This window comes from Kitasatospora sp. NPDC057015, assembly GCF_042673745.1.
GTDB lineage: Bacteria > Actinomycetota > Actinomycetes > Streptomycetales > Streptomycetaceae > Kitasatospora.
On sequence record NZ_JBHUSG010000005.1, the window covers coordinates 121,756 to 143,252 of the forward strand.

Annotated in this window: 23 protein-coding genes; 18 read left to right on the plus strand and 5 right to left on the minus strand. The window is 73.9% G+C overall.

Translation table 11 applies throughout. The annotated features are described in order from the left end of the window. Positions 1-38 precede the first annotated feature (38 nt). The 5 genes from truA (at position 39) to glmM (ending at position 5,469) form a co-directional block, all read left to right on the plus strand. Positions 39-956: a tRNA pseudouridine(38-40) synthase TruA gene (truA, locus tag ACFTWP_RS06905; RefSeq protein ID WP_380263182.1), complete on the plus strand. Its 918-nt coding sequence runs from the start codon at positions 39-41 to the stop codon at positions 954-956. A 42-nt stretch (positions 957-998) separates the two neighbouring features. Beyond that, a complete protein-coding gene (locus tag ACFTWP_RS06910) occupies positions 999-2,663 on the plus strand; it encodes an ABC-F family ATP-binding cassette domain-containing protein (RefSeq protein ID WP_380263183.1) in 1,665 nt (554 codons plus the stop codon). A gap of 274 nt (positions 2,664-2,937) precedes the next feature. Next, a complete protein-coding gene (gene rplM / locus ACFTWP_RS06915) occupies positions 2,938-3,384 on the plus strand; it encodes a 50S ribosomal protein L13 (protein WP_073924285.1) in 447 nt (148 codons plus the stop codon). 48 nt (positions 3,385-3,432) lie between these two features. Beyond that, the gene (gene rpsI, locus ACFTWP_RS06920) at positions 3,433-3,936 is read left to right on the plus strand and encodes a 30S ribosomal protein S9 (protein WP_073924284.1); all 504 of its coding nucleotides are present in this window, start codon (positions 3,433-3,435) and stop codon (positions 3,934-3,936) included. Positions 3,937-4,101: 165 nt separating this feature from the next. Continuing rightward, entirely contained in the window at positions 4,102-5,469 is a 1,368-nt protein-coding gene (gene glmM / locus ACFTWP_RS06925; protein ID WP_380263184.1) for a phosphoglucosamine mutase, read from the plus strand. Positions 5,470-5,553: 84 nt separating this feature from the next. Here the strand turns inward: glmM and coaA are convergent, their stop codons facing one another. Continuing rightward, entirely contained in the window at positions 5,554-6,549 is a 996-nt protein-coding gene (coaA, locus tag ACFTWP_RS06930) for a type I pantothenate kinase (RefSeq protein WP_380263185.1), read from the minus strand. 99 nt (positions 6,550-6,648) lie between these two features. Between coaA and glmS the strand changes: the two genes are divergently transcribed. After that, positions 6,649-8,505, plus strand: a complete 1,857-nt coding sequence (glmS, locus tag ACFTWP_RS06935) for a glutamine--fructose-6-phosphate transaminase (isomerizing) (RefSeq protein WP_380263186.1) — start codon at positions 6,649-6,651, stop codon at positions 8,503-8,505. Positions 8,506-8,561: 56 nt separating this feature from the next. On the opposite strand, the gene ACFTWP_RS06940 is transcribed toward glmS, so the two are convergent. After that, positions 8,562-9,110 (minus strand): Uma2 family endonuclease, encoded by a 549-nt coding sequence (locus ACFTWP_RS06940; RefSeq protein ID WP_380263334.1) that lies wholly within the window; start codon positions 9,108-9,110, stop codon positions 8,562-8,564. 176 nt (positions 9,111-9,286) lie between these two features. Between ACFTWP_RS06940 and ACFTWP_RS06945 the strand changes: the two genes are divergently transcribed. The 6 genes from ACFTWP_RS06945 (at position 9,287) to ACFTWP_RS06970 (ending at position 14,860) form a co-directional block, all read left to right on the plus strand. Continuing rightward, on the plus strand, positions 9,287-9,655 hold the full coding sequence (locus ACFTWP_RS06945) for a holo-ACP synthase (protein WP_380263187.1): 369 nt from the start codon (positions 9,287-9,289) through the stop codon (positions 9,653-9,655). A gap of 34 nt (positions 9,656-9,689) precedes the next feature. Continuing rightward, on the plus strand, positions 9,690-11,192 hold the full coding sequence (locus tag ACFTWP_RS06950; RefSeq protein ID WP_380263188.1) for an NAD(P)H-hydrate dehydratase: 1,503 nt from the start codon (positions 9,690-9,692) through the stop codon (positions 11,190-11,192). A 77-nt stretch (positions 11,193-11,269) separates the two neighbouring features. Continuing rightward, positions 11,270-12,466, plus strand: coding sequence for an alanine racemase (gene alr / locus ACFTWP_RS06955; RefSeq protein ID WP_380263189.1), 1,197 nt, complete (start codon positions 11,270-11,272; stop codon positions 12,464-12,466). Positions 12,467-12,476: 10 nt separating this feature from the next. Beyond that, entirely contained in the window at positions 12,477-13,841 is a 1,365-nt protein-coding gene (locus ACFTWP_RS06960) for an alpha/beta fold hydrolase (RefSeq protein ID WP_380263190.1), read from the plus strand. Positions 13,842-13,974: 133 nt separating this feature from the next. Further along, the gene (gene tsaE / locus ACFTWP_RS06965; RefSeq protein ID WP_380263191.1) at positions 13,975-14,517 is read left to right on the plus strand and encodes a tRNA (adenosine(37)-N6)-threonylcarbamoyltransferase complex ATPase subunit type 1 TsaE; all 543 of its coding nucleotides are present in this window, start codon (positions 13,975-13,977) and stop codon (positions 14,515-14,517) included. Positions 14,518-14,623: 106 nt separating this feature from the next. Continuing rightward, positions 14,624-14,860, plus strand: coding sequence for a hypothetical protein (locus tag ACFTWP_RS06970; protein WP_380263192.1), 237 nt, complete (start codon positions 14,624-14,626; stop codon positions 14,858-14,860). 58 nt (positions 14,861-14,918) lie between these two features. Here ACFTWP_RS06970 and ACFTWP_RS06975 read toward each other — a convergent pair whose 3' ends face one another. Then, a complete protein-coding gene (locus ACFTWP_RS06975) occupies positions 14,919-15,491 on the minus strand; it encodes a hypothetical protein (RefSeq protein ID WP_380263335.1) in 573 nt (190 codons plus the stop codon). A 164-nt stretch (positions 15,492-15,655) separates the two neighbouring features. Between ACFTWP_RS06975 and tsaB the strand changes: the two genes are divergently transcribed. From tsaB to ACFTWP_RS07000, 5 genes are all read left to right on the plus strand, one after another. Continuing rightward, a complete protein-coding gene (tsaB, locus tag ACFTWP_RS06980; RefSeq protein ID WP_380263193.1) occupies positions 15,656-16,309 on the plus strand; it encodes a tRNA (adenosine(37)-N6)-threonylcarbamoyltransferase complex dimerization subunit type 1 TsaB in 654 nt (217 codons plus the stop codon). Between the two features lie 50 nt (positions 16,310-16,359). Beyond that, complete coding sequence (gene rimI / locus ACFTWP_RS06985) at positions 16,360-16,845, plus strand: ribosomal protein S18-alanine N-acetyltransferase (protein ID WP_380263336.1); 486 nt, start codon at positions 16,360-16,362, stop codon at positions 16,843-16,845. Then, positions 16,838-17,974 (plus strand): tRNA (adenosine(37)-N6)-threonylcarbamoyltransferase complex transferase subunit TsaD, encoded by a 1,137-nt coding sequence (gene tsaD, locus ACFTWP_RS06990; RefSeq protein ID WP_380263194.1) that lies wholly within the window; start codon positions 16,838-16,840, stop codon positions 17,972-17,974. Before rimI ends, tsaD begins: the two co-directional genes overlap by 8 nt. Then, entirely contained in the window at positions 17,971-18,231 is a 261-nt protein-coding gene (locus ACFTWP_RS06995; RefSeq protein ID WP_380263195.1) for a hypothetical protein, read from the plus strand. Before tsaD ends, ACFTWP_RS06995 begins: the two co-directional genes overlap by 4 nt. A gap of 119 nt (positions 18,232-18,350) precedes the next feature. Then, positions 18,351-19,205: a polysaccharide deacetylase family protein gene (locus ACFTWP_RS07000; protein WP_380263196.1), complete on the plus strand. Its 855-nt coding sequence runs from the start codon at positions 18,351-18,353 to the stop codon at positions 19,203-19,205. 70 nt (positions 19,206-19,275) lie between these two features. On the opposite strand, the gene ACFTWP_RS07005 is transcribed toward ACFTWP_RS07000, so the two are convergent. Continuing rightward, a complete protein-coding gene (locus ACFTWP_RS07005; RefSeq protein WP_380263197.1) occupies positions 19,276-20,451 on the minus strand; it encodes a methyltransferase domain-containing protein in 1,176 nt (391 codons plus the stop codon). 104 nt (positions 20,452-20,555) lie between these two features. Then, a complete protein-coding gene (locus ACFTWP_RS07010; protein WP_380263198.1) occupies positions 20,556-20,861 on the minus strand; it encodes a hypothetical protein in 306 nt (101 codons plus the stop codon). 323 nt (positions 20,862-21,184) lie between these two features. Here ACFTWP_RS07010 and groES point away from each other — a divergent pair, with 323 nt between their 5' ends. Next, positions 21,185-21,490, plus strand: coding sequence for a co-chaperone GroES (gene groES, locus ACFTWP_RS07015; protein WP_049654366.1), 306 nt, complete (start codon positions 21,185-21,187; stop codon positions 21,488-21,490). Positions 21,491-21,497: the final 7 nt, after the last annotated feature.

Sequence of the window (21,497 nt, forward strand, 5' to 3'; positions counted from 1 at the left end):
CTGTTGCCAAGACGCAGCCATATCTTTCTGGAGTAGCAGTGCTCAAGGATTGCGCGCAGACCGCGGGCCCGCAGCAGGACGGCCCGGCCGAGGGGACGGTCCGGATCCGGCTGGACCTGGCCTACCACGGCGCCGACTTCTCCGGCTGGGCCCGCCAGCCGGGCCGCCGCACCGTCCAGGGCGAGATCGAGAGCGCCCTGAAGGTGGTCACCCGCAGCGAGGAGACCTACGACCTGACGGTGGCCGGGCGCACCGACGCGGGCGTGCACGCCCGCGGGCAGGTCGCCCACGTGGACCTGCCGGTGGAGCTGTGGGCCGCGCACGGCGGGAAGCTGCTGCGGCGCCTGGCCGGGCGGCTGCCGGGGGACGTCCGGATCTACCGGCTGAGCGAGGCCCCGGCCGGCTTCGACGCCCGCTTCGCGGCGATCTGGCGCCGCTACGCCTACCGGGTGGCCGACCACCAGGGCGGCGTGGACCCGCTGCTGCGCGGCCACGTGCTCTGGCACGACCGCCCGCTGGACGTGGACCGGATGAACGAGGCCGCGAAGCTGCTGCTCGGCGAGCACGACTTCGCCGCGTACTGCAAGAAGCGCGAGGGCGCCACCACCATCCGCACCCTGCTCGACCTGTACTGGGAGCGGGTGCCGGCCGACAGCCACACCGCGGGCGTGGCGGGCTCGCTGGCGGTCGCCACCGTCCGGGCCGACGCCTTCTGCCACAACATGGTGCGCGCCCTGGTCGGCGCGATGCTGCTGGTCGGCGACGGGCACCGGCCGGTGGAGTTCCCCGGCGAGGTGCTGGCCGGCGGGGTGCGCAACTCGGCCGTCAACGTGATCCGGCCGTACGGGCTGACGCTGGAGGAGGTCGGCTACCCGGCCGACGACCAGCTGGCCGAGCGCAACCGGGCGGCCCGCCGGATGCGCACCCTGCCGGGGCAGCCGCGGACCGAGGGGTAATCCGTTTGGGCCCACGGCGGTTCTCTTGGCAAAATCCGCCATATGGGACACGTCGAGATTTCACACCTTGAGTACTACCTGCCGGACGGGCGGGTGCTGTTCGACGACGCGTCCTTCCGGGTGGGGGAGGGCTCCGCGGTGGCCCTGGTGGGCGCCAACGGGGCCGGCAAGACCACCCTGCTGCGCATGATCGCGGGTGACATCCAGTCGCACGGCGGCAGCGTGACGATCAGCGGCGGGCTCGGTGTGATGCGCCAGTTCGTCGGCACCACCGGCCGGGAGGACCAGCGCGACACGCCGGGCGCGCTGGCCCCGGACGCCTCGGTACGGGACCTCCTGGTCTCCGTCGCCCCGCCCCGGATCGCCAGGGCGGCGAAGGCGGTGGACGCCGCCGAGCTGGCCATGATGGCGCAGGACGACGAGAAGACCCAGATGGCGTACGCCCAGGCGCTCTCCGACTGGGCGGACGCCGACGGCTACGACTACGAGACCGACTGGGACGTCTGCACCATGGCGGCCCTCGGGCTGCCCTTCGACCGGGCCCAGTTCCGCGGGCTGAACACCCTCTCCGGCGGTGAGCAGAAGCGGCTCGTCCTGGAGGCGCTGCTGCGCGGCCCGGAGGAGGTCCTGCTGCTGGACGAGCCGGACAACTACCTGGACGTCCCCGGCAAGCGCTGGCTGGAGGAGGCCATCAGGGCGACCTCCAAGACCGTGCTGTACATCTCGCACGACCGCGAGCTGCTCTCCCGGACGGCGGAGAAGATCATCGCCGTGGAGTCCGGCTTCGGGGGCGGCGGCAGCAGCGTCTGGGTGCACGGCGGCGGCTTCGACTCCTTCCACGAGGCCCGCAAGGAGCGCTTCGCCCGCTTCGAGGAGCTCGGCCGCCGCTGGGACGAGGAGCACGCCAAGCTGAAGAAGCTGGTGGTCAACCTGCGTCAGGCGGCCTCGGTCAGCCACGCCCTCGCCACCCGCTACGCGGCCGCGCAGACCCGGCTGAAGAAGTTCGAGGAGGCCGGCCGGCCGGAGGAGCCGCCGCGCGAGCAGAGCATCACCATGCGGCTCAAGGGCGGCCGTACCGGTGTGCGTTCGCTCACCCTGGAGAACCTGGAACTGACCGGCCTGATGAAGCCCTTCGACCTGGAGGTCTTCTACGGCGAGCGGGTCGCGGTGCTCGGCTCCAACGGCTCCGGCAAGTCGCACTTCCTGCGGATGCTGGCCGGCGACGACTCGGTGGCGCACACCGGCAGTTGGAAGCTCGGCGCCCGGGTGGTGCCCGGCCACTTCCGGCAGACCCACGCGCACCCCGAGCTGTTCGGCCGCACCGTGCGCTCGATCGTGGAGGAGGAGCACGCGCTCAGCCGCGGGGCCGCGATGGGCGCGCTGCGCCGGTACGAGCTGGACCGGCAGGAGGAGCAGAAGTTCGAGTCGCTCTCCGGCGGGCAGCAGGCCCGGCTGATGATCCTCAAGCTGGAGCTCTCCGGGGTCACCGCGCTGCTGCTGGACGAGCCGACGGACAACCTGGACCTGGAGAGCGCCGAGGCCCTCCAGGAGGGCCTGGAGGCCTTCGAGGGGACGGTGCTCTGCGTCACCCACGATCGCTGGTTCGCCCGCAGCTTCGACCGGTTCCTGGTGTTCGGCTCCGACGGCCGGGTCTACGAGGCTCCCGAGCCGGTCTGGGACGAGACCCGGGTCGTCCGCGACCGCTGACGAGTGCCAGGTCAGGGGCCCTTTCCGAACGATCCGGCCGCCACCGGGCCCCGGTGGCGGCCGGGCCTTTTTGACCCCCAAGGATGCGCCCGGTAGGCTGGGCGCTTGTTGTGCGTATTGGCTCGCTCCATCTCACGTGAGAGGTCGGTACGCCGGAGACACCCGGCCGACGATCAGCGGCTCCCCTTGAATTGCGTCCAAGGCGAGCCAGGCTGTTCTTCTCGTTCAGGTGCTCCTGTCAGGACTCACTCACTGAAAAGCGAAGGCTACGACCGTGCGTACGTACAGCCCCAAGCCCGGCGACGTCCAGCGTCAGTGGCACGTCATCGACGCGACCGACGTCGTGCTCGGCCGCCTGGCCTCCCAGGCCGCCAACCTCCTCCGGGGCAAGCACAAGGCGATCTACGCGCCGCACGTTGACACTGGTGACTTCGTCATCATCATCAACGCGGACAAGGTGCACCTCTCGGGTAACAAGAAGACCCAGAAGCTGGCCTACCGCCACAGCGGCTTCCCGGGCGGTCTCCGCTCGGTCCGCTACGACGACCTCCTGGACAAGAACCCGGAGAAGGCCGTCGAGAAGGCCATCAAGGGCATGATCCCGAAGAACACCCTGGGCCGCCAGATGCTCTCGAAGCTGAAGGTCTACTCGGGCGACCAGCACCCGCACGCTGCCCAGCAGCCGGTGCCGTTCGAGATCACCCAGGTCGCGCAGCAGTAAGTCCGGCCACCAAAACCCCATCCCAATTAGCAGGAGCTGAGGAACACCGTGGCCGAGACCACTGAAACCCTTGAGGTCGACTTCGACGAGACCGTCGTCGAGGGCGAGTACACCTCCGAGGAGAGCTACACCTCCGAGTCGCTGGCCGGCCGCTTCGGCGAGGCCACCCCGGGCGCCGGCCTCGGCCGTCGCAAGGAGGCGATCGCCCGCGTGCGCATCGTCCCGGGCACCGGCGTCTGGAAGATCAACGGTCGCACCCTGGAGAACTACTTCCCCAACAAGGTGCACCAGCAGACCGTCAACGAGCCCTTCAAGCTGCTTGAGCTCGACGGCCGCTACGACGTCGTCGCCCGCATCTCGGGTGGCGGCGTGTCCGGTCAGGCCTACGCGCTGCGCCTCGGCGTCGCCCGTGCCCTGAACGAGGCCGACGTGGACAACAACCGCGCCGCCCTGAAGAAGGCCGGTTTCCTGATGCGTGACGCGCGTGCCGTCGAGCGCAAGAAGGCCGGTCTCAAGAAGGCCCGCAAGGCGCCGCAGTACAGCAAGCGCTAGTCGCGCCCCCGGGGGTGCGTACCGCCCTGGTGGTGCGCGCCCCTGGAAGCGCTCATACGCCCCGGAGTACCTCGTGTACTCCGGGGCGTCGTGCTCCCCGGCCGTTGTGCGGCGGCCCGGGACACCACAGGATGACTGCCAGCAGCGGCAATGGAGGACAGGACAGTGGGACGACTCTTCGGTACGGACGGCGTACGCGGTGTGGCCAACGAAGGCCTCACGGCCGAACTGGCCCTGGGCCTCTCGGTGGCGGCCGCGCATGTTCTCGGTGATGCGGGGGCCTTCGACGGGCATCGTCCGGTCGCCGTGGTCGGCCGCGATCCCCGGGCGTCCGGCGAGTTCCTGGAGGCCGCGGTCATCGCCGGCCTGGCGGGTGCGGGCGTCGACGTCCTGCGCGTCGGCGTGCTGCCGACGCCCGCCGTGGCGTACCTCACCGGCGCGCTCGGCGCCGACCTCGGCGTGATGCTGTCCGCCAGCCACAACGCCATGCCCGACAACGGCATCAAGTTCCTCGCCCGCGGCGGCCACAAGCTGGACGACCGCATCGAGGACGCCATCGAGGCGCACTACCACCGCCACCGCGAAGGCGCCGGCGAGGACTGGAAGCGGCCCACCGGCGCGGCCGTCGGCCGGGTGCGCGAGTACACCGAGGGCTTCGACAAGTACGTCGCCCACCTGATCGGCGTGCTGCCCAACCGCCTGGACGGCGTCAAGGTCGTCATCGACGGCGCGCACGGCGCCGCCGCCTACGTCGCCCCGGAGGCGTTCGCCCGGGCCGGCGCGGAGGTCGTCCACACCCTGGGCGCCGAGCCCACCGGCCTCAACATCAACGACGGCGTCGGCTCCACCCACCTGGACAAGCTGCGCGCGGCGATGACCGAGCACAAGGCCGACCTCGGCATCGCCCTGGACGGTGACGCCGACCGCTGCCTGGCCGCCGACGCCGACGGCAACGAGGTGGACGGCGACCAGATCATCGCGATCCTCGCGGTCGCCATGCGCGAGGCGGGCACCCTGCGCGGCAACACCGCGGTCGCCACCGTGATGTCCAACCTGGGCTTCAAGCTGGCCATGGAGCGCGAGGGCATCGACCTCGTCCAGACGGCGGTCGGCGACCGCTACGTGCTGGAGGAGATGAAGCAGCACGGCTTCGCCCTGGGCGGCGAGCAGTCCGGCCACGTCATCCTGCTGGACCACGCCACCACCGGCGACGGCACGCTGACCGGCCTGATGCTGGGCGCCCGGCTCGCCGCCACCAAGCAGCCGCTGGCCGACCTCGCGGCGGTGATGACCCGGCTGCCGCAGCTGCTGATCAACGTCAAGGGCGTCGACAAGAGCCGGGTGGACAGCTGCCCCGAGCTGATCGCCGCCGTCGCCGAGGCCGAGGCCGAGCTGGGCGGCACCGGCCGGGTGCTGCTGCGCCCGTCGGGCACCGAGCCGCTGGTCCGGGTGATGGTCGAGGCCGCGGACCAGGTGCAGGCGAAGGCCGTCGCGGAGCGGCTGGCCGAGGTGGTCCGCACGTACCTGGGCTGAGGCACCGCCACCTGAACAGCGGTCAGCGCCCCGCCGGAGAGTCTCCGGCGGGGCGCCGGCCGTCGCGAGGGAGGCGGTGCGGTGTCAGAGCTTGCGCAGCAGGGCCCGGCGGACCTTGTGGTCGGGGCCCTTCTGCAGGATCAGGGTGGCCCGGCCCCGGGTGGGCAGCACGTTCTCCACCAGGTTGGGCTTGTTGATGGTGCGCCAGACCTGGCGGCCGTAGTCCATCGCCTCCTCCTCCGGCACCTCCGTGAAGCGGCGGAAGTAGGAGTTCGGGTCCTGGAAGGCGGTGTCCCGCAGCTTCTTGAACCGGGACAGGTACCAGTTCTCGATGTCGTCGGTGCGGGCGTCGACGTAGATCGAGAAGTCGAAGTAGTCGGCGACCGCGAGCCGGGTGCGGCCGTCGGTGCCGGGCAGGGCCGGCTGCAGGACGTTCAGGCCCTCGACGATCAGGATGTCCGGGCGCTCCACGGTGAGGCGCTCGTCCGGCACGATGTCGTACACCAGGTGGGAGTAGACGGGGGCGGTGACGCGGTCCTTGCCCGCCTTCACGTCCGCGACGAAGCGCATCAGGGCCCGGCGGTCGTACGACTCGGGGAACCCCTTGCGCGCCATCAGCCCGCGCCGGCGCAACTCGGCGTTGGGCAGCAGGAACCCGTCGGTGGTGACGAGTTCGACCCGGGGGTGCTCGGGCCAGCGGGCCAGCAGGGCCTTCAGCAGTCGGGCCGTGGTCGACTTCCCGACCGCCACGGACCCGGCCACCCCGATGATGAACGGCGTGCGGGTGCGCTCGGTGTCCCCGGTGTCCAGGAAGGTGCCCACCGCCCCGCGCAGCTCGTGGGTGGCGTGGATGTAGAGGTTCAGCAGGCGGGACAGCGGCAGGTAGACGTCCCGGACCTCGTCGAGGTCCAGGGCGGTGCCCAGACCGCGGAGCCGTTCCACCTCCTCGGCGGTCAGCGGCAGCGGCGTACGCTCGCGCAGCGCGCTCCACTCGGCCCGGCTCAGGTCCACGTACGGGGACGGGGAGGGGCCGGGCGTGGCGGCGCCCCGCGTACAGAGTTCGGTCAGCACGTGCTCCATTGTGGGCCGTGCGGGCCGCACGGCACGCTGTGGTGTCTGTCACGCGGGCTTCGCGTTCGGGGGTGAGGCCACGTGGGGGCGGCCCTTATGCTGGCACGCATGTGCGGAATTGTTGGATATGTGGGCGCTCAGCCCGCCCTTGACGTAGTAATCGCAGGTCTGCAACGGCTGGAGTACCGCGGGTACGACTCCGCCGGTGTGGCCGTCCAGACCCTGGGCTCCGACGGGCAGTGGAGCCTCGCCACCGACAAGCGGGCGGGCAAGCTCGCCAACCTGGAGAAGTCGCTCGCCGAGACCCCTCTTCCCGGCGGCACCACCGGTATCGGCCACACCCGCTGGGCCACCCACGGCGGCCCGACGGACGCCAACGCCCACCCCCACCTGGACGACGCCGCCAAGGTGGCCGTCGTCCACAACGGCATCATCGAGAACTTCGCCCAGCTGCGGGCGGAGCTCGCCGAGCGCGGCCACACGCTGCGCTCGGAGACCGACACCGAGGTCGTCGCGCACCTGCTGGGCGAGGCCTACGAGGGCGACCTCGCCGAGGCGATGCGGATCGTCTGCCGCCGCCTGGACGGTGCCTTCACCCTGGTGGCCGTGCACGCGGACGCCCCCGACGTGGTGGTCGGCGCCCGCCGCAACTCGCCGCTGGTGGTCGGCCGCGGCGAGGGCGAGAACTTCCTCGCCTCCGACGTGTCCGCGTTCATCGCGCACACCCGCGAGGCGATCGAGCTGGGCCAGGACCAGGTCGTCGAGCTGCGCCACGACGCGGTGACCGTCACGGACTTCGACGGCAACCCCGCCGAGGTGCGCGAGTACCACGTGGACTGGGACGCCTCGGCCGCCGAGAAGGGCGGCTACGACTACTTCATGCTCAAGGAGATCGCCGAGCAGCCGAAGGCCGTCGCCGACACCCTCCTCGGTCGGATCGGCACCGACGGCCGGCTCACCCTCGACGAGCTGCGGATCGCCGACGCGGACCTGCGCGCCGTCGACAAGGTCGTCATCGTCGCCTGCGGCACGGCCTTCCACGCGGGCATGATCGCCAAGTACGCGATCGAGCACTGGACCCGGATCGCCTGCGAGGTCGAGGTCGCCTCGGAGTTCCGCTACCGGGACCCGATCCTCGACGAGCGGACGCTGGTCATCGCCATCTCGCAGTCCGGCGAGACCATGGACACCCTGATGGCGCTGCGGCACGCCCGCGAGCAGGGCGCCAAGGTGCTGGCGATCTGCAACACCAACGGCTCGACCATCCCGCGCGAGTCCGACGCGGTGCTCTACACCCACGCCGGCCCCGAGGTCGCGGTCGCCTCCACCAAGGCGTTCCTGACCCAGCTGGTCGCCTGCTACCTGGTCGCCCTCTACCTCGGCCAGGTCCGCGGCACCAAGTGGGGCGACGAGATCTTCGCCGTCATCAAGGAGCTCGGCGACGCCCCGAAGGCGATCGAGCAGGTGCTGGAGACCATGGAGCCGGTCCGCGAGCTGGCCCGCTCGCTGGCCGACGCCAAGTCGGTGCTCTTCCTCGGCCGGCACGTGGGCTTCCCGGTCGCCCTGGAGGGTGCGCTCAAGCTCAAGGAGCTGGCGTACATGCACGCCGAGGGCTTCGCGGCGGGCGAGCTCAAGCACGGCCCGATCGCGCTGATCGAGGAGGGGCTGCCGGTCGTGGTGGTCGTTCCCTCGCCGCGCGGCCGGTCGATCCTGCACGACAAGATCGTCTCCAACATCCAGGAGATCCGGGCCCGCGGCGCGCGGACCATCGTGATCGCCGAGGAGGGCGACGAGGCGGTCGTGCCGTACGCCGACCACCTGATCCGCATCCCGGCCACGCCGGTGCTGCTCCAGCCGCTGGTGTCGACGGTGCCGCTGCAGGTCTTCGCCTGCGAGCTGGCCACCGCCAAGGGCCACGAGGTGGACCAGCCGCGCAACCTGGCGAAGTCGGTCACCGTCGAGTAGTCCGTCCGAGCGCGTGCGTGCGCCCCTGCGGTGGCGGTGCCCTGGGTTCGGGGGCCCTACCGCAGGGGCGCCGTGTCGAGCGCGAAGGAGAACGGCGCCGGCAGGTCCAGCGGCTTGCCGAACGGGACCTGGACGTGGGCGGTGTAGTCGCCGTCCTCCGGGTCGGTGAAGAGCGTGACGTTGCCGTCGGTGCGGTCGACCAGCAGGTAGCAGGGGATGCCGGCGGCGGCGTAGCCGAGGCGTTTGGCACCGCGGTCGTTGTCGGGACGGGTCGAGGTGACCTCCAGTACGAGCCTGACATCCGTCGGCTTCGACCAGGACTCCTGGGCTCGGAAGCGTCCGACCGGTGCCACCGTGGCGTCAGGGATGAAACGACCGTTCGGTGTGATCAGGCCCTTGCCTCCACTGACGTACAACTCCTCCGCTGCGTGTCGGGCGACTGCACGTGCGAACCGTGCGATCGCGTCCTCGTGGTCACCGTCAGGCGGTGGGGTCACGACGATCTCCCCTTCGATGAGCTCGGCCTTGAAACCGGCCGGTGTCTCCAGCTCCAGGAACGCCTGGAGGACGTCGTCCTCGGTCAGGGGGTGCTCGACGGCGGGCATGGCGACCATGGCCTTTCTCCCTCCTGCTGGTCCGTGCCACGCGACACGGTAGGCGTACGGACCGAAGCCGGCGGGGGTTCGCAGCGGCTCTCACCCGAAAGTGTGCCGTAAGGTCCGCGGCAGCGGGCGGCCCTCACCGCGGACGACACGGGCGGACGACACGGAGGAGTACCGGAGTGATCATCGGGATCGGCATCGACGTGGCCGCCATCGACCGGTTCGGCGCCGCCATGGAGCGCACGCCCGGGATGGCGGAGCGGCTGTTCACCGCGGCCGAACTGACCCTGCCCTCCGGCGCCCGGCGCTCCCCGGCCTCGCTGGCGGCCCGGTTCGCCGCCAAGGAGGCGCTGGCCAAGGCCCTCGGCGCACCCGGAGGGCTGCACTGGCACGACGCCGAGGTGCACACCGAGAGCTCGGGCCGCCCGGTGCTGCGGGTCACCGGGACGGTCGCCGCCCGCGCCGCCGAACTCGGCGTCGGCTCGTGGCACGTGTCGCTCAGCCACGACGCGGGCGTAGCGTCGGCGGTAGTGATCGCCGAAGGCTGAGCCCCCCGGCACCGAGCCCCCAGGAGGCCGAGGAATGCGCCACGCACACACCGTCGAGCAGGTCCGGGCGGCCGAGGCCGCACTGATGGCCCGGCTGCCGGACGGCACCCTGATGCAGCGGGCCGTCGCCGGCCTCGCCGCCACCTGCGCCCGGCTGCTCACCGGAGCCCGCGGCCGGGTCTACGGCAGCCGCGTGACGGTGCTGGCCGGCAGCGGGGACAACGGCGGTGACGCCCTGTACGCCGGCGCCCTGCTCGCCCGGCGCGGCGCCGCCGTCACCGCCGTCCTGCTCGACCCCGACCGGGCCCACCCCGGCGGCCTCGCCGCACTGCGGGCCGCCCGCGGCCGGGTGCTGACGGACCGGGAGGCGGGACTCGCGGCCTTCACCGGCGCCGACCTCGCCCTGGACGGCATCGTCGGCATCGGCGGCCGGGGCGGGCTGCGGCCCGCCGCCCAGCCGTACGCCGCGGCGCCGCGCCCCGGCACGGTGGTCGCCGTGGACGTGCCGAGCGGGGTCGACCCCGACACCGGCGAGGTGCCGGGCGCCGCGCTGCGGGCGGACGTGACCGTGGCGTTCGGGACGTTCAAACCGGGGCTGCTGATCGACCCGGGGGCCTCGTACGCCGGGACGGTCCAGCTGGTCGGCATCGGGCTGGACCTGCCGGAGGCCGCCCTGACGGCCCTGCAGCACCCGGACGTGGCCGCGCTGCTGCCCCGGCCGGACGCCGAGAGCGACAAGTACCGGCGGGGCGTGGTGGGCGTGGCGGCCGGGTCGGCCCGCTACCCGGGGGCGGCGGTGCTCGCGGTCGCCGGGGCGCTGCGCGGCGGCGCCGGCGCGGTGCGGTACGTCGGGACGGCGGCCGAGGAGGTGGTCCGGCGCTTCCCCGAGGTGCTGGTCACCGAGGGCGGACCGGCCGGCGCCGGGCGGGTCCAGGCCTGGGTGGTGGGGCCCGGCGGCGGCGACGGCGCCGAACGGGCCCTGCGCGAGGCGCTGGCGAGCGACGTGCCCGTGCTGGTCGACGCGGACGGCCTCACCGAACTCGCCCGGCTCGGGCCCGCCGCGCTGGCCGGGCGCACCGCCCCGACCCTGCTCACCCCGCACACCGGCGAGGCCGCCCGGCTGCTGGCCGGCGCCGAGCAGTCCGCGCCGCCGCAGGCCGCGGACCTGGCGGCGACCCGGCTGCGCACCGCGCGCCGGCTGGCGGCGGCCTACCGGGCCACGGCGCTGCTGAAGGGCTCCACCACGGTGGTCGCCGAGCCCACCGGCACGGCCCGGGCCAATCCGACCGGCACCTCCTGGCTGGCCACGGCAGGCAGCGGCGACGTACTGGCGGGCCTGGCCGGCTCCCTGCTGGCGGCCGGTCTGGGACCGTTCGACGCCGCCTCGGTGGCCGCCTACCTGCACGGGCTGGCCGGCCGCCGGGCCGCGGGCACCGGCGCGCCGGTCGCGGCGACGGACGTGGCCCGGACGCTGCCGGCCGTCTGGCGGGACGTCCACGGCGGCGCGCCCGGCGCCGCCGCCGGCGGTCGGCGCTGATGGACCGGCCGCCGACCGGGCGCCGCGCCGCCGGGCCGTTCGGCGGGCACCCGGCCCCGTCTGGGAGACTGACCCCGATGACAACTGCGAAGACGACCGGGACGGCCACCTCCACCGACGCCCCCGGTCGACACCACCGGGCTGAGGCGACCATCGATCTGGCCGCCCTGCGGGCCAACCTGGCCGCGCTGCGTGAGCGGACCAGCGGGCCCGCCGTGATGGCCGTGGTCAAGGCGGACGCCTACGGCCACGGCGCGCTGCCGTGCGCCCTGGCGGCGCTCGAAGCCGGCGCGAGCTGGCTCGGCACGGCCACCCCGGAGGAGGCGCTCGCGCTGCGGGCCGCCGGCATCGGCCCGGACCGGGCCCGCATCCTGTGCTGGCTCTGGACCCCGGGCGGTCCGTGGGCGCAGGCGCTGCGCGCCGGCGTCGACATCTCGGTCAGCGGGCAGTGGGCGCTCGACGAGCTGCTGGCCGCCGTCCGCGAGACCGGTGTTCCGGCCCGGGTGCACCTGAAGGCCGACACCGGCCTCGGCCGCGGCGGCTGCCAGCCGCACGACTGGCCCGAGCTGGTGGCCGCCGCCGGGCGGGCCGAGGCGGAGGGCCTGCTGCGGGTGGCCGGCGTCTGGTCGCACTTCGCGGCGGCGGACGAGCCCGGGCACCCGTCCATCCAGGCCCAGCTGGACGGCTTCGCCGCCGCGCTGGCGCACGCCGAGCGGGCGGGGCTGCGCCCCGAGGTCCGGCACCTGGCCAACTCGCCGGCCACCCTGCTGCTCCCGCAGTCGCACTACGACCTGGTCCGGCCGGGTCTGGCGGTGTACGGGCTGTCGCCCGTCCCGGAGGTCGGCGGGCCGGCCGACTTCGGGCTGCACCCGGTGATGTCGCTGACGGCCAGGCTGGCCCTGGTCAAGGAGGTGCCGGGCGGACACGGCGTCAGCTACGGCCACCACTACACGACCCCGGGCAGCACCACGCTCGGGCTGGTCCCGCTCGGCTACGCGGACGGCATCCCCCGGCACGCCAGCAACACCGGGCCGGTGCAGATCGCCGGCAAGTGGCGCACGGTGGCGGGCCGGGTCGCGATGGACCAGTTCGTGGTCGACCTCGGCGGCGACACCCCGCAGGTCGGCGAGGACGTGCTGCTCTTCGGCCCCGGCGAGCACGGCGAGCCGACGGCCGAGGACTGGGCCCGGGCCTGCGGCACCCTCTCGTACGAGATCGTCACCCGGATCGGCGCCCGGGTGCCGCGCCGCTACGTCGGCACCATCGAGGGATGAACGGGGAGCGATGAGCGAGGAGGGCGGGGGGAGCCCGATCGTGGCCGTGGCCCGGGCTGCCGAGAGCGCGTCGGCGGGCGTCAGCCGGGCCGGGCTGATCGGCATCTCGGTGGGTGTGGTCGCGGCCGGCGCGGCGGCGGGCGTGGCGGTCGAGCGCCTCACCGTCGGCCGGGCGATGCGCCGGCGGGCGCGCGAGGCGCTGGACGCCACCGCCCCCTACGGCTCGCTGCGCGGGCGCCCGCGCACGGTGGCCGCTCCGGACGGCACCGAGCTGTACGTCGAACTGGACGGCACCGGCTGGCCCGATCCGGTGCAGGTGCACCCCGAGGACCACCACCGGGGCCCCAGACGCAGCTGGTTCGCCCGCCGGCGCGGCGAGCAGGGGCCGGTGGACCGCACCGGGCTGCCCGGCCTGCTGGCCGGCTCCGGCGCGCTGGTGCGGGCGAGCAGCCGCCGGAGCTTCGGAGGCTCCCCGGCGCAGGACGGGGCTCCGCTGACGGTGGTGTTCTCCCACGGCTACTGCCTCAACCAGGACAGCTGGCACTTCCAGCGGGCCGCGCTGCGCGAGGGCATGCGGCTGGTCTTCTGGGACCAGCGCAGCCACGGTCGCTCCGAGCGCTCGCGCTCCTACCTGGCCGGCGAGCCGGCCGGCATCGACCAGCTCGGCGGCGACCTCAAGGCCGTCATCGACGCGGTCGCGCCCGAGGGCCCGCTGGTGCTGGTGGGCCACTCGATGGGCGGCATGACGGTGATGGCGCTCGCCGACCGCCACCCCGAGCTGTTCCGCGAGCGGGTGGCCGGCGTCGCCCTGATCGGCACCCTGGCGAGCGACTGGGACAGCGTCACGCTGGGCCTGCCGGCCGTCGGTGCGAAGATCTTCCGGCGGGTCGCCCCGGGGATGATGAAGTTGCTCGGCCGCCAGGTCGAACTCGTCGAGGCCACCCGGCGGTTCGGGGCCGACTTCGCGGCGGTCTTCTACCGCCGGTTCTCCTTCGGAAGCCAGGACGTCGACCCCGGCGTGGCCCGGTTCGCCGAGCAGCTGCTGGACGCCACCCCGATCGACGTGGTCGCCGAGTTCTACCCGGCGTTCGGCCGGCACGACAAGCACGCCGCGCTGGCCGCCATGCGCGGCATCCCCGCCCTCGTGCTGGCCGGCACCCGGGACCTGCTCACCCCGCCCGGCCACAGCGAGGCGATCGCCCGGGAGCTGCCGGAGGCCGACCTGCTGCTGGTGGAGAACGCCGGGCACCTGGTGATGCTGGAGCGCCCCGAGCTGGTCGACCACCGGCTGGCGGTGCTGCTCCGGCAGGCCGCGCAGTACGCGGGGGCTGCCCCGCTGCCGGCGTCCGTCCTGGAGGCGGCCCGCGGCGAGTGAGGCGGGCGGGGCGTCCGGGCCTGCGCTGCCCTGTGCTGTGCTGCCCTGCAAGCGGGGCCGCCCGGGAATGTGGCACCGTAGCGGTGGCGTCCGACCGGCGGCGCCGCACGGATCCGAAGGGCATGACACGCGCATGGGCTCGCACGCCACTCTCACCGTTCCCACCCCCGAGCGGATGGGCCGGCTCGGCCGGGAACTGGCCGGGCTGTTGCGCCCGGGGGACCTCGTGCTGCTCTCCGGCGAGCTCGGCGCGGGCAAGACCACGCTGACCCGGGGCCTGGGGGAGGGGCTCGGCGTGCGCGGCGCCGTCACCTCGCCCACCTTCGTGATCGCCCGGGTGCACCCCTCCCTGGTCGGCGGCCCGGCACTGGTGCACGTGGACGCGTACCGGCTGGGCGGCGGCCTGGACGAGATGGAGGACCTCGACCTGGACGTGTCGCTGCCCGAGTCGGTGGTGGTGGTCGAGTGGGGCGAGGGCAAGGTCGAGCAGCTCTCCGACGACCGCCTGGAGGTGCGGATCGAGCGGACGCTCGGTGGCGCGCAGCCGCAGGCCCCGGTCGGCACCGGGGACGCCGGCGGCGAGGCCGACGACGACTCGGATCCGCGGCGGGTGGTGCTGACCGGCCTCGGCCGGCGCTGGGACGCGGTGGAGCTGGCGGCGCTGGCCGAGGGCTGACGGCCGGCGACGGGTTCCGACAGGTTGTCGGGAAGATGTTGCGGCCGGGGCGCCGGGCGTGGTGGGATGGGTGCTGCGGTTAGGTCTGCCTAACTAGGGAGGCGCCATGTCGAGCACCACCCCCGCCCCGGAGCGCGCACCGCGTGACCGGGCCGGCGAGTCCGCCCGTCCCGCCTCCGGCGCCCCCGGCCACGGCCAAGGGGCCGGGCCGGCCGCCGCGGCTCAGCCCGGCGCCGCGATGCGCACCCTGCTGGCCGCCTGCGCGGCCGCCGAGGCCGTGTCCACACCGCCGGGGCGCCGCGGGCCGGCAGGCCGGCCGGAGGGGCGGCGCAGCGCCGCCTGACCGCGCCGATCCGCCGCGGACCACCGCGCCGGGGCGGCCTCGGGCGACGACCACGACCTCAGGCGACGACCACGACCTTGGTCCCGTTCGGTGCGAAGTCCCAGAGCAGCTGGCCGTTCTGCCGGCTCTGGCGGATGCCGCCGGTCTTCACGGCCGGGTCGGGCGTCGGCAGGGCGCCGTCCTGGGCCGCGCTGAAGCCGAAGACGATGCCGTTCTGCTGGGCGAACAGCACCACGTGCTCGATCTGCTTGCCGTCGGTGCCGGTGGTGGTGGGCCGCCGACTGTAGACCGTGTAGTTGCCCGCGGACGGCTCCACCGAGCCCGGTGCCACCGTGAAGGCGGCCTGGACCTGCGGGGTCTTCTTGGGATCGACCAGCCAGACGGTGTGCGTGCCCAGCGAGTACACCACCCGCAGCCCCGTGCCGGAGGTGGCCGGCAGGGCCGGCACGGTCGGGGTGGCGGAGGCGGTCGGCGCCGCGGTCGAGGCGGAGGGGCCGGGGGCGGCACTGCTCTCGGCCGGCTTCGGCGGCCCGCCGGCGCGGTCCACGGCGCCGTTGGCCTGGAAGGCCAGCATGCTCACCAACGCCAGGGCCCCCAGGGTCAGCCCGGTGACCACCACTCCAGGACCCATCTTCGCCACGTCTGCTCCCACCACCGTCCGGAACTGTCGGCCCCAATCGTGCCAGGTCCGCCGGGCGCGCCCGCACCGATCCGGACGTGTGTTCCGTACTGGCACGGAATTCCGGTCGGCGGGAGCGACGAGGACCGGTCGGCGGGACCAACTAACCTGGACCCGTGCTGCTGCTCGCGTTCGACACCGCAACCCCCGCCGTCACCGCCGCCGTCTTCGACGGCACGACCGTCCTCGCCGAGGCCTGGACGGTCGACGCCAGACGGCACGGTGAGCTGCTCCTGCCCGCCGTCGACCAGGTACTGAGGGAGGCCGGCGTCGACAAGCACCGGCTGACCGGGATCGCCGTCGGCGTCGGACCCGGCCCCTACACCGGACTGCGGGTCGGCCTGGTCACCGCCGCCGCCCTCGGACACGCCCTCGACCTGCCGGTGCACGGCGTCTGCACCCTGGACGCGATCGCCCACCGGGCCCGCGCCGAGGGGGTCACCGGCCCGTTCACGGTGGCCACCGACGCGCGCCGCAAGGAGGTCTACTGGGCCTCGTACGACGCCGACGGCGTCCGGACCGAGGGCCCCTCGGTGGACCGCCCGGCCGACCTGACGCCCGAACCGCGGTCGGTCGGCGCCGGCGCGCTGCTCTACCCCGAGGTCTTCCCCGGCGCGCAGGGCCCCGAGCACGTCTCGGCCGGCGCCCTGGCCGCCTTCGCCGCCGCCGAACTGGCCGCCGGCCGCGAACTGCTGCCCTGCGTCCCGCTCTACCTCCGGCGCCCCGACGCCCAGGTCCCGGCCGGCTACAAGGCGGTGCTCCCGGCGTGAGCCCCGGCCCGAACGGCGCCGCCGGCCCGGGCGGCACCACCCTGCGACCCATGCGCTGGTGGGACATCGCACCGGTGATGGAGCTGGAACTGCGGCTGTTCCCCGAGGACGCCTGGTCCACCGGCATGTACTGGTCCGAGCTCGCCGAGACCCACCCCGGCGGCACCCGCCACTACACCGTGGCCACCGCTCCCGACGGCGCCGTGGTCGGCTACGCCGGCCTGATGGCCGTGGCCGGCGAGGGCGACGTGCAGACCATCGCCGTCGACGAGCGGATGCAGGGCGCCGGACTCGGCGCCGCGCTGCTCACCGACCTGATCGAGGAGTCCGCCCGGCGCGGCTGCGCCGAGCTGCTGCTGGAGGTGCGGGTGGACAACCCGCGCGCCCAGCGCCTGTACGAGCGTTTCGGGTTCGAGCCGGTCGGCATCCGCCGCGGCTACTACCAGCCCGCCAACGTGGACGCGCTGGTGATGCGCCTGGACGACCCCAAGACCGAACCGAAGACCGACGTGAACAAGGACCCCCGCCATGGCTGACGAACCGCTCGTCCTCGGCATCGAGACCTCCTGCGACGAGACCGGCGTCGGCATCGTGCGCGGCACCACCCTGCTCGCCGACGCGGTCGCCTCCAGCGTCAACGACCACGCCCGCTTCGGCGGCGTGGTGCCCGAGATCGCCAGCCGGGCGCACCTGGAGGCGATGGTCCCGACCATCCAGCGGGCGCTGGACACGGCCGGCGTCAAGGCCTCGGACCTGGACGGCATCGCCGTCACCGCCGGCCCCGGCCTGGCCGGCGCGCTGCTGGTCGGCGTCAGCGCCGCCAAGGCCTACGCCTGGGCGCTGGACAAGCCGCTCTACGGGGTCAACCACCTCGCCTCGCACATCTGCGTGGACCAGCTGGAGCACGGCCGGCTGCCCTCGCCCACGATGGCCCTGCTGGTCTCCGGCGGGCACTCCTCGCTGCTGCTCAGCGAGGACATCACCAGTGACGTCCGCCCGCTGGGCGCGACCATCGACGACGCGGCCGGCGAGGCCTTCGACAAGGTCGCCCGGGTGCTCGGCCTCGGGTTCCCCGGCGGCCCGGTGGTCGACCGGATGGCCCGCGAGGGGGACCCGCGGGCGATCGCCTTCCCGCGCGGGCTGAGCGGCGCGAAGGACCCGGCGTACGACTTCTCCTTCTCCGGCCTGAAGACCGCGGTGGCCCGCTGGGTCGAGGCGAAGCGCCGGGCCGGCGAGGACGTCCCGGTCGCGGACGTCGCCGCGTCCTTCCAGGAGGCGGTCACCGACGTGCTCACCCGCAAGGCCGTCAAGGCCTGCAAGGAGAGCGGCGTGGACCACCTGATGATCGGCGGCGGCGTGGCCGCCAACTCGCGGCTGCGCGAGATGGCCCGGCAGCGCTGCGACAAGGCCGGCATCCGGCTGCGGGTGCCGCGCCCGGGCCTGTGCACGGACAACGGGGCGATGGTCGCCGCGCTCGGCTCCGAGATGGTCTGGCGGGGCCGTACGCCGTCCTCCGCCGACCTCTCCGCGGACTCCTCGCTGCCCGTCACCGAGGTGCACGTGCCCGCCACGGGCGCGGGCGCGGCCACCGGCGCCGGTACGGACGGCGGGGCGCACGGCGACGTCCACGGCCAGGCCTACCGGGCGCTCGGCGGCGGGCGGTGACCGTCGCCGCGATGTGGGAGGCCCGGGCGGCCGACGGCCGGGCCGCCGAGCTGACCGCCTGGGTGCACGCCGTCGCGCTGCCCGCGCTGCGCGGCTCCGCGGGCCTGGAGCGCGCCGAGGTGCTCGGCGCGCCGGGCGACCGGGTGCTGCTGATCACCTGGTGGGACGGCGCCCCGGTGGCGGTCGCCGACCCGCCCGCCGGACTGCTCGCCCGGCCGGTCCACCGCTGGGCGTTCACGAGCGAACACGTCGAGTAGTGCGCCGCGCCGGGGAACCGGCCGCCGGCCGGTAGCGTGCTTCCTGGGAGTCGGCTGAACGATCTGGGGGGCACGGCGCGGTGGAGCGGTACGGGCGGGGCAGGACGACGACGTACGCGGTGGGGGCCCTCGCCTTCGGCGCGCTGGTCAGCGGGTGCGGGGGAGCGGCCCCCGAGGTGCCGAGCGGCCCGCCGGCCGTCACCGGCACGCCGGCCCGCTCGCAGCCGCCGGCGTCACCGCCGGCCGGCACGGCCTCGCCGGGTTCGGACGCGGCCCCGGCGGTCTGGACGAAATGGAACCTCAAGCCGCTGCCGCCCGCCCCGGCGCCGCCCGCGGACAAGCCCCTGAAGCTCACCGCGACGGGCGCCGTGCCGGTCTTCAGCGAAGTCCCGACCACCGACAAGGTCGTCTTCGTCACCCTCGACGACGGCGCGGAGAAGGACCCGAAGTTCGTCGAGATGCTGACCGACCTCAGGGTGCCGGTCTCGATGTTCCTGACCCGCGACATCGTCAAGAACGACTACGGCTACTTCAAGCCGCTCCAGGCCCTCGGCAACCACATCCACAACCACACCGTCGACCACCCGGCGATGAGCACCAAGCCGCCCGAGGCGCAGAAGGCCGAGGTCTGCGAGGCGCAGGCGGCCCTCACCCAGCAGTACGGCACCGCGCCGCTGCTGTTCCGCCCGCCGTACGGCGACGGCGCGCACACACCCGCGCTCAACACGGCGGTGCAGCAGTGCGGCCCGCGCGCGATCGTGCTCTGGCGCGAGTCGATGCAGATCCACGACATGCAGTACCAGGCGGCCGACAAGAAGCTGAAGCCGGGCGACATCATCCTGGCCCACTTCCGGGGGCCCAAGGACCTCAAGGGCGAGACCATGACCCAGATGTTCGGCGAGCTGCTCAGCCGCATCCAGGAGCAGGGCTTCGCGGTGGCCCGGCTGGAGGACTACGTCAAGGCGCCGGGCTAGCGCCGGCCCGCCGAGCGCGCCCGGCCAACGCCCGTCGCACGCGCCCGTGGCACGCGCCCGGCCGGCCGGCTCAGCCGGTCGACACCGGCCGGGCCAGCATCATCAGGTGCCCGTCGCCGACCCGCGAGAGGATCACGGTCACGCTGTGCGGCCCCTGCGGCTTCAGCTTGTGGCGCAGTTCCTCCGGGGTCATGGAGAGGCCGCGCTTCTTGATCACCACGGTGCCGACGCCGCGCTCGCGCAGCAGCGACCTGAGCTTCTTCACGTTGAACGGCAGCACGTCGGTGAGCTCGTAGGCGTGCGCGTAGCGGGTGGCCACCAGCCGGTCGGAGGTCACGTACGCGATCATCGGGTCGATCAGCCGGCCCCCGACCTCGCGGGCGACCTCGGCGACCAGGTGGGCCCGGATCACGGCCCCGTCCGGCTCGTAGAGGTAGCGCCCGACCGGGCCGGCCGGCGGGTCGGGCAGGTCGCCGCCGGTCAGGGTGCGGTCGTGCGGCAGCAGGGTCGCCCGGTGCCGGTCGGCGGCCTTCGTCCCGAACCAGAGCACCGCCTCCTTCACGTCGCCGTGGTCGGAGACCCACTCGGCCTCGGCGTCCTCGGGCACCAGGTCGTGCGGGATGCCGGGGGCGATCTTCAGCGCGCCGACCGGGGTGCGCCGGCCCGCCTCGATCGCCCAGGAGAGCGGTGGGGAGTACGCCTCGGGGTCGAAGACCCGGCCCTTGGTGGTCCGTCGGGCGGGGTCGGTGAACACCGCGTCGTAGCCCGTCACGTCGATCTCCGCGACGTCCGCGCAGCGCACCTCGATCAGCCCGGACAGGCCGAGCGCCGCCGCGTTGGCCGCGGCGGCCGCGCAGGCCGCCGGGTCGCGGTCCACGGCCAGCACCGCGATCCCCTCCCGGGCCAGGGCGACGGCGTCGCCGCCGATCCCGCAGCACAGGTCGGCCAGTCGCCGGACGCCCAGTGCCGCGAACCGCCTGGCCCGCCACTCGGCGACGCTGCGCCGGGTGGACTGCTCGACGCCGTTCGGCGTGAAGTACATCCGCCGGGCGTCGTCGCCGAACTTGGCCTCGGCGCGCTGCCGCAGCCGGGCCTGGGCCAGGGCCGCGGAGACCAGCTCCGCCGGGTGGTCGCGGCGCAGCCGGGTGGCCAGCGCCAGTTCGTCGCCGGGTGCGTAGTCGCGCAGTTCGGCGAGCAGCGACTGGCCCTCGGGGGTCAGCAGGGCCTGCAGGTTCTCGGTCTCCACCCGCCCATTCTCGCCGCCCGGCGCCGCCTCGTGCGCCCTACTCGCCCGGGCGGAGCCCGCGAAGCCCGCCCGGCCGGCGACCGCGAGGCCGGCCCGGCCCGCGGTCAGAGTGCGGAGGTCAGCAGCAGCAGGGCGACCGGCAGCAGGGCGGCCGCCACCGGCAGGACCCGGAACCCGGCCCTCCTGGAGTGGACGGTCACCAGGACGGGCGGTGCGAGGGCGAGCAGCGGGCCGACGACCAGGAGGGCGGCGACCCAGGCGCCGCCCCCGCCCTCGGAGGCGCCGAAGGCCAGGGCGAAGGTCAGCAGGGCGGTTCCGGCGACCAGCAGGGCCTCCATCGGCAGGACGACGAGGGTCAGCAGCAGGTCCAGGCGCAGCGGCCGGTGGAGTCCGGCGGGTTCGGCGGTCATGCCGTCGAGTCTGTGGCCGGGCGGGTGCCGGGCGCCTGAGTACGGCTACTCAACCCGGTGTGGGGTCGCCCCGGTCGGGGGCGGCTCCGCGCGGCGCTCCGCACCCTGCCGACCCGTACGCACGTGCGGTCGCCGGAATCTCCCGGCCGCGCCGTTGGCACTCTGGTTGACTGAGTGCTAACGGCGCCCTATGGTCGTTCCTGGCACTCCCCACCGGGTGAGTGCTAACACGGTGAAGCGTGTCTGACCCCCGCGACGGCAGACACGCAGGCACCACAACTACCTGTAAGACAACCCCGTAATCTCCGAAGGGGAGCTCGGACGTGACCACCAGCAGCAAGGTTGCCATCAAGCCGCTCGAGGACCGCATCGTGGTCCAGCCGCTCGACGCCGAGACCACCACGGCCTCCGGCCTGGTTATCCCGGACACCGCCAAGGAGAAGCCCCAGGAGGGCGTCGTCCTGGCCGTCGGACCGGGTCGCTTCGAGGACGGTCAGCGTCTTCCGCTCGACCTCGCCGTGGGCGACATCGTCCTGTACTCGAAGTACGGCGGCACCGAGGTGAAGTACAAGGGCGAGGAGTACCTCGTCCTCTCGGCCCGCGACGTTCTCGCGGTCATCGAGAAGTAAGACCTCA